Annotated in this window: 9 protein-coding genes; all 9 read left to right on the top strand. The window is 67.2% G+C overall.

Annotation, left to right across the window (positions count from 1 at the left end):
• The first annotated feature begins 65 nt into the window (after positions 1-65).
• The 9 genes from ACP59X_RS10780 (at position 66) to ybgF (ending at position 12930) form a co-directional block, all read left to right on the top strand.
• A complete protein-coding gene (locus ACP59X_RS10780; protein ID WP_428569241.1) occupies positions 66-1583 on the top strand; it encodes a 30S ribosomal protein S1 in 1518 nt (505 codons plus the stop codon).
• Positions 1584-1746: 163 nt separating this feature from the next.
• The gene (gene ettA, locus ACP59X_RS10775; protein ID WP_428569238.1) at positions 1747-3432 is read left to right on the top strand and encodes an energy-dependent translational throttle protein EttA; all 1686 of its coding nucleotides are present in this window, start codon (positions 1747-1749) and stop codon (positions 3430-3432) included.
• A gap of 362 nt (positions 3433-3794) precedes the next feature.
• Positions 3795-5561, top strand: coding sequence for a methyl-accepting chemotaxis protein (locus ACP59X_RS10770; RefSeq protein ID WP_428569234.1), 1767 nt, complete (start codon positions 3795-3797; stop codon positions 5559-5561).
• A gap of 238 nt (positions 5562-5799) precedes the next feature.
• Positions 5800-7563, top strand: coding sequence for a methyl-accepting chemotaxis protein (locus tag ACP59X_RS23795; protein ID WP_465250190.1), 1764 nt, complete (start codon positions 5800-5802; stop codon positions 7561-7563).
• Between the two features lie 240 nt (positions 7564-7803).
• Complete coding sequence (locus ACP59X_RS10755) at positions 7804-8238, top strand: hypothetical protein (RefSeq protein ID WP_428569230.1); 435 nt, start codon at positions 7804-7806, stop codon at positions 8236-8238.
• Between the two features lie 86 nt (positions 8239-8324).
• Positions 8325-11150 (top strand): isoleucine--tRNA ligase, encoded by a 2826-nt coding sequence (ileS, locus tag ACP59X_RS10750; protein WP_428569227.1) that lies wholly within the window; start codon positions 8325-8327, stop codon positions 11148-11150.
• A 3-nt stretch (positions 11151-11153) separates the two neighbouring features.
• Positions 11154-11645, top strand: a complete 492-nt coding sequence (gene lspA, locus ACP59X_RS10745) for a signal peptidase II (protein WP_428569223.1) — start codon at positions 11154-11156, stop codon at positions 11643-11645.
• A 38-nt stretch (positions 11646-11683) separates the two neighbouring features.
• Positions 11684-11917 carry a PLD nuclease N-terminal domain-containing protein gene (locus ACP59X_RS10740; protein WP_428569220.1) on the top strand — a complete coding sequence of 78 codons (234 nt, stop codon included), beginning with the start codon at positions 11684-11686 and terminating at the stop codon, positions 11915-11917.
• Positions 11914-12930: a tol-pal system protein YbgF gene (gene ybgF, locus ACP59X_RS10735; RefSeq protein WP_428569217.1), complete on the top strand. Its 1017-nt coding sequence runs from the start codon at positions 11914-11916 to the stop codon at positions 12928-12930. Before ACP59X_RS10740 ends, ybgF begins: the two co-directional genes overlap by 4 nt.
• The last annotated feature ends 16 nt before the right edge of the window (positions 12931-12946 follow it).

The following is a 12946-nucleotide window of genomic DNA, read 5'->3' as shown; positions in this document are numbered from 1 at the left end:
GCCGCTGCGCTACAGTGCGCCCCGGCGCGATCGCGCCCAATACACCCCCCTTTTTCGGAGCGATCATGGCAGACAAGTTGCCGGAAACCAAAGACATGCCGGCCGAGGGCGAATTCGCGGCGCTCATGGAGGCCTCGCTGGCCGAGCGCGGTGGTGAGATCAGTGTTGGCGACCGTATCACCGGACCGGTCATCGCCGTCACCGACACCACCATTGTCGTGGACACAGGAACCAAGCTCGACGGCGTGGCCGACAAAGCCGAGTTCCTCGATGAAACCGGCGCGTTGACCATCGCCGAGGGCGAAACCGTCACACTCTACGTCGTTTCGCTGCGCGGTGACGAGGTGGTGCTGTCCAAGGCCCTGTCGGGCCAGGGCGGGGCCGAGGCCTTGCGTGCGGCCTTCGAAGCGGGCCTGCCCGTGGAAGGCAAGGTGACGGCCTCGCGCAAGGGCGGCTTCGACGTGGAAATCGTCCATCGCCGGGCCTTTTGCCCCGTCAGCCAGATCGACGTGGCCTTTACCGAAAACCCCGAAAGCCACGTGGGCCAGACCTACAGCTTCGCCATCACCACCTTCGAGCGGGACGGCAAGAACATCGTGGTCTCCCGCCGCAAGCTCCAGGAGCAGGAACGGGCCGAGTCCGAACTGCGCTTCCTGGAGTCGGTCAGCCCCGGCGACGTCATTCCGGGCGTGGTCGCCCGTTTCGCCGCCTTCGGCGCCTTCGTCGAGGTGGCCCCGGGCCTGGAAGGCCTGGTCCACCTGTCGGAGCTGGCCTGGTCTCGCTGCGACAAGGCCGAGGACGCGGTTGCTTTGGGCCAGGCCGTCACGGTCAAGGTGCTGTCGTTTGACCGCGACAAGAAGGGCCGCCCCCGCATTTCGCTGTCCATCAAGCAGGCCGGGCCCGATCCCTGGGACAGCGTGGGCGAGCACTTCGCCGTGGGCGACAAGGTCGAGGGCAAGGTCGTGCGCCTGGCCGACTTCGGCGCCTTCGTGGAAATCGCCCCGGGCATCGAGGGGCTCATCCACGTCAGCGAACTGAGCCACACCCGCCGCGTGGCCAAGCCCGGCGACGTGGTCAGCGTGGGCGAAGCCGTCACCGTGGCCATAAAGGACATCGACCTGGCCAAGCGCCGCATTTCCCTGAGCCTCAAGGAAGCCGCCGGCGACCCCTGGGAAAAGGTGCCCGAGACCTTCGCCATCGACTCCACGGTGGAAGGCGTGGTGGAAAACCGCCAGCAGTACGGGCTTTTTGTCAACCTGGCCCCGGGCGTGACGGGCCTTTTGCCCGCCTCCAAGCTGCGCGACGCCCTGGAGCCGGCCGCCTATGACAAGGTCAAGCCCGGGGACACCGTGTCCGTGATCGTGTCCGAGATCGACGCCGAAAAGCGCAAGATCACCCTGGGGCCGGTGGGCGGCACCAAGGAACGGGAAATCCGCGACGGCGGCGGCAAACGCGAACGCGAGCGCGAGTCCGACGACTGGAAGCGCTACGTCAAAAAGGAAAAGGCTTCCCAGGCCGCTTCGGGCGGCTTCGGGCTGCTTGGCGACAAGCTCCAGGAAGCCATGGCCCGCAAGAAAAAATAACGACCTCGCCGCCGGAACGTTCCGGCGACGCACGGCAGGCGGCCTTCCCTCCGACCCCTCGGCCGGATGCGGAGGGCCGCTTGCGTTTCACCCGCAGTATTTGCCATACCCGGCAGGCGGCCCGTGGCGGCCGCCCTGCCAACGACAATCCCCAGGAGGTTTCATGGCCGCCGAGCCCAATAAGATCATTTATTCGATGATCCGCGTCAGCAAGTTCCACGACAAAAAGCCCATCATCAAGGACATTTCCCTGTCCTATTTCTACGGCGCCAAGATCGGGGTGCTGGGCCTTAACGGCTCGGGCAAATCGACGCTCCTTAAAATCCTGGCCGGCGTGGACAAGGATTTCCAGGGCGAGACCGTGCTCACCCCGGGGCATACCATCGGCTACCTGGAGCAGGACCCGCTTGTTGACGTCCAAAAGACCGTGCGCGAGGTGGTCGAGGAAGGCGTGGCCGAGACCGTGGCCCTGCTTGCGGAATTCGAGGACATCAACGCCCAATTCGCCGAGCCCATGGACGACGACGCCATGAACGCGCTCATCGAGCGTCAGGGCGAGGTTCAGGAGAAGCTCGACGCGCTCGACGCCTGGGAGCTCGACAGCCGGCTGGAGATGGCCATGGACGCCCTGCGCTGCCCGCCTCCGGACACCCCCGTATCCGTGCTCTCCGGCGGCGAGCGCCGCCGCGTGGCCCTGTGTCGGCTCTTTCTCCAAAAGCCCGACATCATGCTCCTCGACGAACCCACCAACCACCTGGACGCCGAGACCGTGGCCTGGATGGAGCACTTCCTCCACGGCTATCCCGGCACGGTCATCGCCGTCACCCACGACCGCTATTTCCTGGACAACGTGGCCGGCTGGATCCTCGAACTCGACCGCGGCCGGGGCATCCCCTGGAAGGGCAACTATTCCTCGTGGCTGGAGCAGAAGCAGGAACGCCTGCGCCAGGAGGAGAAGTCCGAGAGCGACCGCCAAAAGACGCTCGCCCGCGAACTCGAATGGGTGCGCATGTCGCCGCGCGGCCGCCACGCCAAGTCCAAGGCCCGCATCAGCGCCTACGAATCCCTGGCCTCCCAGGAAACCGACCGGATGGCCAAGGACCTGGAGATCTACATTCCGCCCGGACAGCGCCTGGGCAAGAACGTCATCGAGGCCGAGGGCCTGGCCAAGGCCTACGACGACCGGCTGCTTTTCGAGAACCTGACCATCACCGTGCCGCGCGGGGCCATCGTGGGCATCATCGGCCCCAACGGCGCCGGCAAGACGACCTTTTTCCGGCTGCTGACCGGCCAGGACACCCCCGACGGCGGCTCCATCAAGCTCGGCGACACCGTGCAGCTCGCCCACGTGGACCAAAACCGCGAATCACTGGATCCGGAAAAAACCGTGTTCGAGGCCGTGGGCGAAGGCTACGACACCATCAAGCTCGGCACCAAGGACGTCAACGCCCGGGCCTACGTGGCCCGGTTCAACTTCACCGGCCAGGACCAGCAAAAAAAGGTCAAGGTGCTCTCGGGCGGCGAAAAAAACCGGCTGCACCTGGCGCTGATGCTCAAAAGCGGCGCCAACGTGCTGCTCCTCGACGAACCGACCAACGACCTGGACGTCAACACCCTGCGCGCCCTGGAAGAAGCCCTGCTGGCCTTTGCCGGTTCGGCCCTGGTCATCAGCCACGACCGCTGGTTCCTCGACCGGGTGGCCACGCACATCCTGGCCTTCGAGGGCGAAAGCCAGGTGGTGTTCTTCGACGGCAACTTCACGGAGTACGAGGCCGACCGCAAGGCCCGCCTGGGCGCCGAGGCCGACATCCCCCACCGCATCAAGTACCGGCACTTCAGCCGGGCCTAGCGCTGCCGCAGCCTTCCCTGCGCCCACCGAAACGCCGCCCGCGCCCCCGCGCCGGGCGGCGTTTTTCGTCGTCTTGCGCGGGCCGACACCAGGTCCGTTGGCCTCATTCGTCGGAGGCCATCCGCAAGCGACAAAATGTCGCACCACAGTCACGCAAAGTGTCTTGACAAGATATCCAGGCATTTGTACTCATATCATGAAAATTTTCATCATTTCATTCCTTGTTCTTTGAAACGATCCATCCGGGAGGGTTTTCTTTTTCCCCGCAGCTTTCCGCACCACAGTTTCTCCCCCCATTGTGCTGTTATCCGATACGCTCGCTCCACCTTTGCGCCGTCCCTACACAAGAGAGAGGAGTCCCCATGCCCAGCCCGTATCGCTTCGATTTCGTCCCTGTCGGCGTATGGTCGCTTTCCGGCCTTGCCGTTCTTGGCTGGGCCCTGACGGTATTGGCGCTGGCCGAACCCGCCTTCCTGGCCGGCGCCACCTGGCCGCTGCCGGCCGCGGCCGCCGCCTGGACCCTCTTCGTTGCGGGCGCGTCGTGGTTCGTTTATTGGCGGGCCATTCCCCTGGCACGGCAGGCCGCCGCCGACCGCCACGCCCTGGAGGCCCTGGACGAGGGCAATCTGCTGGCCACCTCGCCCGGGGCCGGCGCGACGGCCTTTGGACGCATACGCGCCTTTCTGGTCGACGACAGGAATGCCGTGGATACCATTGCCGCCTTTTCACGGGAATTCATCCACCATTCCGAGCAGGCCAACGCCCTGGCCCAAACGGCCCAAACCGATGCCGCCGCCATCGACGCCAAGGCCGCCAGCTTGGCCGAGGACATGGACCTCGTGGACGGGGCCGCCGAAGAAGCCAGCGCCCAGATCGCCGGTATCGCCGCCTCGGTGGAGCAAATGCGCCAAGCCAGCAACGAGATCGCCTCCAGCATGGAAAATGCCCGACACGTCGCCGAACAGGCCGCGACCGCCGCCCGGGACAATGCCGCACGCATCGAAACCCAGGGTGAACGGGCATCGACCGGGGCCGCCGGCCTGCGCCAGGTCAGTGCCTCCATTGCCGGCGTGCGCGAACAGGCCATCGCCCTCAAACGGGACATGGACGCCCTCGGCCGCGACAGCCAGTCCATCGGCGCGATCCTGGGCGTGATCGCCGACATCGCCGACCAGACCAACCTCCTGGCCTTAAACGCCGCCATCGAAGCGGCCCGGGCCGGCGAATCCGGCCGCGGCTTCGCCGTGGTCGCCGACGAGGTCCGCAAGCTCGCGGAAAAAACCATGGCCGCGACCAAGGATGTGGAAACCTCCGTGGGTTCCATCCAGGCCATGGCCCGCAACAACCAGGCCGCCACGGAGCAGGCGGTGCGGGCCGTCGAGGCCAGCATGAGCTTGGCCGAGGCGCAAATCACCGAGACCGACAGCCTCATGCAGAGCATGCTCCACATCAGCCGCGAAGTGGGCGCCATCACCACAACGGTCGACGCACTCAAGGACATGGTGTTCACCAGTTCCAGCGCCGCCGAGGAACATTCCCAGGCCACGACGGAAATCGCCGGCAAGCTCGCGGCCACGGCCCAAAGCGCGACGCAAATGCGGCAACGGGCCGCCACCGGCCGGGACGCGACCCGCGACATTTCCAGACGCGCCGCGGCGGTGGCCGACAGCGTCGGCTCCATGGCCGGCGCCATCCAGCACGTCCACTCCGGCTCCCGGGAACTGCGCCAGTTGACGGACTTCCTGACACGGCTGCTGGGGGAATTCCGCCTGGGCGAGCCGCCTTTCGACATCGCGGCCATCAAAACCGCCCACCTCGCCTGGCGAGCCCGCCTGGAATCCGCCCTGCTGGGCCATGTCCGCCTCGACGCCTCCCAGATCGCCGACCACCATCAGTGCCCGTTCGGCAAATGGTACGACGGCCCCGGCCAGGGGGCCTACGGCAGCCATGAAAAGTTCCGGGAGATCGGCAGGCACCATGAACGCGTCCACAGCCTGGCCCGGGCCGTGGCCGAGCTGGTCCAAAAGGGGGAGCGCGACAAGACCGACAACCTGATGCGGGAATTCGAGGAGGCCCGGGTCCGCCTGTTCGAAGCCCTCAACGCCCTCTACCGGGAAATGACCCCCTAGCCACCGGCGGACGCTACCAAGCGCCGCCTGCTCTTGCCGCCCGCCTTCCAACCGCGGACACGGCGGTGGGTGTGCTTGGCGGCGGCCCCCACAGCCTGCCCACCCGCCGTGCCCACGCCCAAGTGACGGCCAAGGCGGCCTTCCCGTCAACGGCTTTCCGGCACGCTTTTTTTTCTTGCCAACCGGCCAGCTTCCTATTAACGATTTTGATTATCAAGATCATACAAAAGGAGTCGTCATGCAGTCCGCCGGTTTTCCGACCTCTTCTCCCGCCCTGCCGCTCATGACCGTTGCCGTGGCCTCGGGACTTTTCGTGTGCGGTGTTGCCGGATGGCGGCTTGCCCTGGCCGAGGCCGCCTCGGGGCCGGCCCTGGGCGCGCTGGCCCTGGGCTGGGCCATGCTGGCCGCCTCGTTCGCCTATCTTTCCCGAGGGTTGCTTTTGCCGACCCGCCGCCGGGCCACGGCCGCCGAAAAAACCTTGGCCGCCCTGGAGTCGGGCAACTTCGTCCAATCCGGGCAGGCCGCTCCCGTCCTGGCCGCCTACCGGGACTTTTTCATCGACAACAAAAACGCCGTCGGCGTGGTGGCCGCCCATGCCGCGGACATGCTCGAAAGCGCCTCGCGCCTTTCCGAGGCCTGTGCCGGCGCTGCCGGCCGAGGCCACCGCATCGGCCAGGAGACCGGGAAACTCGACGAGCGGCTGGCGGACATCACCCACGAGGCCCAGGCCAGCGGCGCCCATTTCGACGGCATCGCCGCCTCCATGGAACAGATGCGCCTGGCCAGCGGCGAGATCGCCGCCACCCTGGAGCGCACCCGCAACGAAACCGACGACGTGGCCGCCGGGGCCAGGAACAATGCCACGCGCCTGCGTTTCCTGGGCAACCGGGCGACCCGCAGTACCGAGGCCGTGCGCGATGTGGCCGAAGCCATCGACGCCGTTCGGGAAAAGGCGCAGGCCTTGCGCCAGGACATGCTGGCCCTGGACGCCGAAACCGTCTCCATCGGCAAGGTCATGGACGTCATTTCCGAGATCGCCGACCACACCAACCTGCTGGCCCTCAATGCCGCCATCGAGGCGGCCAGGGCCGGCGAATCCGGCCGTGGATTCGCCGTGGTCGCCGACGAGGTGCGAAAGCTCGCGGAAAAAACCATGGACGCCACCCGCCAGGTGGAACACTCCATCGCGGGTATCCGCCAATTGTCCCAAAACGGCATCCGTTCCATGGAGGAGTCCGACGCGGCCATCGCCGTCACCGTGGAACTGGCCAGGGAGCAGATCGAGGCCATCGAGGCCATGAACCAGGCGTCTACCGACGCCGAGGCCGAGGTGTCCGGCATCACGGCGGCGATGGACCGGCTGGCCGATCTGGTCTCCATCGCCACCACGGCGGCCGAGGAACAGTCACAGGCTTCGGGCGAGATCACGGAAAACCTCGAACGGTCCGCGACGCGCCTGCACGCGGTCAACGGCGACGTGGCCGAGAGCCTCGCCACCTTGCGGCGCATCGGCGGCGAGGTGGCGCGCCTTTCGACCCACCTCGACGACATCGCCACCACCGCCCTCCAGGTGCGGGCCGGCGCCGGCGACCTGGCCAACCTGGGCGGAAAGCGCGCCGCCACCCTGGCCCGCTACCAGACCGGACCGGCGCCCTTCGACATCGGCCGGGTCAAGGCCATGCACCTGGCCTGGCGTGCCCGCCTGGAAGCGGTCATCGCCGGCCATCTGGCCCTGGACCCCGCCCGGATCGACGACCATCACCAATGCGCCTTCGGCCAATGGTACGATGCCGCCGCCAGGGAGCAGGGGCTCGGCGGGCGGACGCTGTTTCGCGAGGTCGGCGCCAGCCATGCCCGGGTGCACGGCCTGGCTCGGGAAGTGGCGGAACTGGTCGCCAACGGTCGGCGCGAACGCCTGGGCGCGGTCATGGCCGCCTTCGAGCGGGAGCGGGAGGCCTTGTTCGAGGCCCTGGACGCCCTGTACCGGGAAATGAGCCGGTAACCGCGGCCTCGCCCCAATCCCGGCCCGGCGGTCGCCTGGCCGCCCCGCCGGGATTGCCGGCCCGGCCGACGCCAGGTGGCGGACGAATGGCCGGGCCGGTGCCAGGCGGCGGCACCCGGGCACCCTCTTGACGGCCTCGGACGGTATTGCGTACGGTTGCGTCTTCCTCGCCGTTTTCCCATGCCTGACCCGAACCTGTCGGGGTCTTGCCTGGCGCGGCCCCGGGCCGCGGTGATGGCCGTGCTGCAGGACAACCAGGCGCTGCTGCGGGCCTTGGGCGAGTCGTTGGGGCAGTTCGTGGAGGAACTGGCCGTGCCGTGCCAGTCGCAAGCCATGCACCATGTGCGTTTCGTCTTCCTGGAAGCCCTGGAAGCCATCCTCCTCCAGTGCGGCGCGGTGTTCACCTGTGCCACGGCCGAGGACTGGGACACCCTGGCCCGGCTGCTCTCGGACAAAGGCCCGGCCATGGAACGGCTGCGCGAGCACTACCTGAGCGAAACCCACGGGCTGCCCCCGGCCGACCGCTGGCAGGTCTTGCGGGTGACCGGGCTCTACGAGCGCTGCCTGTGGCTTTTGGCCACGCTGGCCGCCCAGCAACGCCGGTTCCTGGCGGAAACGGGCGGCAAGGCGGCCATCCTGACCTGCGCCATCCCGGCTCCGGCCCCCCTTCCTTGACTTCCCCGGCGCCTTGTTTCAAACAGGCGGTTTCTCCGGCGTCGCACCAATCCTCGCCCGCCCGGCAAGACCCAAGGACCATCCCCATGAGCACCGACTATAAAAAGACCTTGAAGCTGCCCCAGACCTCCTTTCCCATGAAGGCCAACCTCAAGGAAAAGGAACCGGAAACCCTGAAATTCTGGGCCGAAAACGACATCTACCGGCGCATGGTCGCCGCCCGCGACGGCGCCGTGCGCTACGTGCTCCACGACGGCCCGCCCTACGCCAACGGCCATCTGCACATGGGGCACGCCCTCAATAAGATTCTCAAGGACATCATCGTCAAGTCGCGCCACCTGGCCGGCAACCAGGCCCCCTACGTGCCCGGCTGGGACTGCCACGGCCTGCCCATCGAGCACAAGGTCTCCCAGGAACTCAAGGCCAAGGGCAAGGCCAACCTGCCCGCCATCACCATCCGCCGCCTGTGCCGCGACTACGCCACCAAGTTTGTCGCTATCCAACGCAAGGAGTTTAAACGCCTGGGCGTTTTCGGCGACTGGGACGACCCGTATCTCACCATGCGCCCGTCCTACGAGGCGGCAACCGCCCTGGCGCTTTGCGATTTCGTGGAACGCGGCTCGGTCTACCGGGGCAAGAAGCCCATCCACTGGTGCCTGTCCTGCAAGACCGCCCTGGCCGAGGCCGAGGTGGAATACGCCGACGAGACCTCGCCGTCGGTCTTCGTGCGCTTTCCCCTGACCGACCCCAAGGTCAAGGACGTTTTCCCCATGGCCGACCCGGCCAAAACCTACGCCGCCATCTGGACCACCACGCCCTGGACGCTGCCGGACAACATGGCCGTGGCCGCCCACCCGGATTTCGACTACGCCCTGGTCGCGGCCGGCGACGGCCAGTACGTCCTGGCCAAGGAACTGCTGGACGGGCTGCGCGAGCTTTTCGGCTGGCAGGACGCCACCGTCCTGGCCGTGGCCCCGGGCGCGGCCCTGGAGGGGCTTGCCACCCGCCATCCCTTCTACGACCGGCCCTCGCCCATCGTCACGGCCGACTACGTCACCCTCGACGCCGGCACGGGCCTGGTCCACACCGCCCCGGGCCACGGCCGCGAGGACTACGACACCGGCCTGCGCCATGGCCTGGACATCCTTTCGCCCATGGACGACACCGGCCGGTTTCTCGACGTGGTGCCCTACTTCGCCGGCCTGACCGTCTGGGAAGCCAACCCCAAGGTCATCGAAAAGCTCGAGGAAAACGGCCACCTGCTCGCCAAGCGCAAAATCAAGCATTCCTACCCCCACTGCTGGCGCTGCAAGGAGCCGGTGATCTTCCGGGCCACCACCCAGTGGTTCATTTCCATGGAAGCCAACGACCTGCGCCAGCGGGCGCTCGGCGCCATCGAAAACGACGTGGAATGGATTCCGGCCTGGGGCAAGGAACGCATCCACAACATGATCGCCGGCCGGCCCGACTGGTGCATCTCGCGCCAGCGCACCTGGGGCGTGCCGATTGTGGCCCTTCTCTGCGAGTCCTGCGACACGGCCTACAACGACGCCTCGTGGATGCGCTCCGTGGCCGAAAAATTCGCCGGCCACGAGCGCGGTTGCGACTACTGGTTCGAGGCGGACCTGGCCGAGATCGTGCCGCAGGGGCTTGCCTGCCCGTCCTGCGGCGGCACGCATTGGCGCAAGGAGACCGACATCCTCGATGTCTGGTTCGACTCCGGCACGAGCTTCGCGGCGGTGCTGGAAAAGCGCCCCGAGCTGGCCTTCCCGGCCGACATGTACCTGGAGGGCTCGGACCAGCACAGGGGCTGGTTTCACAGCTCCCTTTTGGCTTCCCTCGGCACGCGCGGCGTGGCCCCCTACCGCCAGGTCCTCACCCACGGCTACGTGGTGGACGGCGAGGGCCGCAAGATGTCGAAATCGCTTGGCAACGGCATGGAGCCCCAAGAGATCATCGACAAGCACGGGGCCGAGGTCCTGCGCCTGTGGACCGCCGCCGTGGACTACCGCGACGACATCCGCATCTCCGACGAGATCCTCTCGCGCCTGGTCGAGGCCTACCGCCGCATCCGCAACACCTGCCGCTTCCTGCTGGGCAACCTCTCGGACTTCGACCCGGCCGCCCACGACGTCGCCCCGGCCGACATGCTGCCGCTGGACCGCTACGCCCTGGACACGGCCGCCCGGGAGCTCGCCCGCATGGACGCGGCCTACGCCGCCTACGAGTTCCACAAGGTCTTCCACGCCCTGCACAACCTGTGCGTCACCGACCTGTCGGCCTTCTACCTCGATATCTTAAAGGACCGCCTGTACGTCGAAGCGACCGACAGCCGGCAGCGCCGCTCGGCCCAGGCGGCCCTGTGGCGCATCCTGCTCGTGCTGCTGCGCCAGATGGCCCCCATCCTGTCGTTTACCGCCGAAGAGGTCTTCCGCCACACCCCGGCCTGCCAGCGCGGCGACGGGGAGTCGGTCTTCGCCCTGCCGCCGCTCGACGCCGCCGCCTGGCGCCTGGACGAGGCGACCCGGGAGCGGCTGGACTTGGTGGCCACCCTTCGCGGCGAGGTGACCCGGGCCATCGAACCCCGGCGCAAGGCCGGCGAGGTGGGCCATTCCCTGGAAACGGCCGTCAGCCTGTACCTCCCGGAGGACGCCCTGGCCGCCATTGCCGGCCTGGCCATGGACCTGCGCGAGGTGTTTATTGTGTCCAAGGTGGAACTCAAACCCGCCGCCGACGCCCCGGCCGAGGCCGTGGCCTGCGAGGGGATCGCCGGCGCCTCGGTCGGCGTTTCCCGGGCCCCGGGGGCCAAGTGCGCCCGGTGCTGGCTGTATAGCGAAGAACTGGGCGCCTCGGCCGTCCATCCGGACCTGTGCCCGCGCTGCGCCGCCGTGCTCGCGGCGGAAGGATTGTAAGGCATGCGCCGCAGTTTCCGCCTCGCCCTGCCGTTGGCCCTGCTGCTCATCGGGCTGGACCAGGCCACCAAGGCCTGGATCCAGCACAACATGGTCCTTTACACCACGCGCCCGGTCATCCCGGACTTCTTCAACCTCGTCTACGTGCTCAACCGCGGCGCGGCCTTCGGCTTTCTCAACCGCTCCGACATCCAGTGGCAGACCTACTTCTTTTTCGCGGCCACGGCCCTGGCGGTGCTGATCATCATCCACCTGCTGCGCATGGCCCGTGATTCGGACACGCTGTTGATCCTCGGCCTCGGCAGCATCCTCGGCGGGGCCATCGGCAACCTGTTCGACCGCATCCGGACGGGTGAAGTCGTGGATTTCCTGGATTTCTACTGGAAGAGCTACCACTGGCCGGCGTTCAACGTGGCCGATATCGCCATTTTCCTCGGCTCCATGGCCCTGCTCATCGCCTTTTACCGCATGCGCCGTCCCCGGGACCGCTCCTGACCGCCAACCCGGCCCCACGCGCGCCAAAGAGGTTTTCCATGCCGATCCTGCCCGAACTGCCCGCCATGTCCACCGGCCAGATCGCCCTGCTGGCCGGTGTTTTGCTTCTGGCGATCCTTCCCAATTACATCGCGATATGGCAGAGTTTCCACCGCGAGTTTCCAACCCCCCTGGAGCGGATGTTCTGGTTCCTCCTGGCCATTTTCGTGCCCCTGCTGGGAGGGCTGGCCTATCTGATCTGGGGACGCAAACGAGGTCGCAAGCCGTCATGAAGACCCCCAACCGCAAGCAAACGATCCTGGCCGCCGCCCTTGCGGCAGCCATCCTCGGCGGATGCGCGCCGCAGCCCAAGGGGCCGGCGCCGCTCAATACCCCGGCCGACATGTGGGCCGAGATGGAAAACGTCAAGGGCGAGGTCCGGCGCATCAACGCCAAGGTCGAGGAACTGGCCCAGCAGGTCGCGGCCAACAAGAACGACCCCGAACTGGCCGGCCGGGTGGCCCGCCTGGAGGGCAACGTCAACCGCATGGCCTCCCAACTGGCCATCGACCTCGGCAACCAGGGCGCCGCCCCGGCCGCTGCCGCCGCCCCCCAGGCCGGCTACGGCCAGGCCCAAGCCGGCTACGGGCAAACCCAAGCCGGCTACGGCCAAGCCCAGGCGGGTTACGGCCAGGCCCAAGCCGGGTACGGCCAAGCCCAGGCAGGCTACGGCCAGACCCAGTCCGGTTATGGCCAGGCCCAGGCAGGCTACGGCCAGACCCAGGCGGGGTATGGCGGCCAGGCCACACCCGGTGGCGCCGGCCCGGACGACGAACCGACCATTCCGCCCTACAATCCTGCCGGCGGTTACGGCGCCCCGGCCGCCCAGCCGGCCGCTCCCGCCGCCCAGCCGGCCGCGCCGACGGCCACGGCCCAAAACCCCGCCGACGCCGTCTATGCCAAGGGCCTGGCCAGTTTCAACGCCAAGCAATATCAGGAAGCCTTGGGCATTTTCCAGGAGTTCGGCCGCAACTTCAAGACCAGCTCGCTGATGCCCAACGCCCTGTTCTGGATGGGCGAATGCTATTTCCAGCTGGGCGATTTCGCCAACGCCGCCCTGTCCTACCAGGAAGTGATCGAGAAATACCCCAAGAGCGCCAAGCATGCCGACGCGCTGTTCAAACGCGGCGTGGCCTTTATGAAGCTCGGCAACAACGGCGCGGCCAAGCTGTCGTTTAAGGAAGTCATCGACAAATACCCGGATTCCGCCTTCGCCGCCCGGGCCAAAACCATGATGCCCAAATAACCGGGCCGGCAGGAGC

The organism is Solidesulfovibrio sp. DCME (assembly GCF_049995385.1).
Classification (GTDB): domain Bacteria; phylum Desulfobacterota; class Desulfovibrionia; order Desulfovibrionales; family Desulfovibrionaceae; genus Solidesulfovibrio.
This window is presented reverse-complemented; position numbering and strand designations above follow the sequence as displayed.

Excerpts from the sequence above, each read along its gene's own strand:
- ettA (WP_428569238.1), top strand. The coding sequence starts at position 1,747 with ATGGCCGCCGAGCCCAATAAGATCATTTATTCGATGATCCGCGTCAGC.
- ACP59X_RS10740 (WP_428569220.1), top strand. The coding sequence starts at position 11,684 with ATGCCGATCCTGCCCGAACTGCCCGCCATGTCCACCGGCCAGATCGCC.
- ACP59X_RS23795 (WP_465250190.1), top strand. The coding sequence starts at position 5,800 with ATGCAGTCCGCCGGTTTTCCGACCTCTTCTCCCGCCCTGCCGCTCATG.
- ileS (WP_428569227.1), top strand. The coding sequence starts at position 8,325 with ATGAGCACCGACTATAAAAAGACCTTGAAGCTGCCCCAGACCTCCTTT.
- ACP59X_RS10770 (WP_428569234.1), top strand. The coding sequence starts at position 3,795 with ATGCCCAGCCCGTATCGCTTCGATTTCGTCCCTGTCGGCGTATGGTCG.
- lspA (WP_428569223.1), top strand. The coding sequence starts at position 11,154 with ATGCGCCGCAGTTTCCGCCTCGCCCTGCCGTTGGCCCTGCTGCTCATC.
- ybgF (WP_428569217.1), top strand. The coding sequence starts at position 11,914 with ATGAAGACCCCCAACCGCAAGCAAACGATCCTGGCCGCCGCCCTTGCG.
- ACP59X_RS10780 (WP_428569241.1), top strand. The coding sequence starts at position 66 with ATGGCAGACAAGTTGCCGGAAACCAAAGACATGCCGGCCGAGGGCGAA.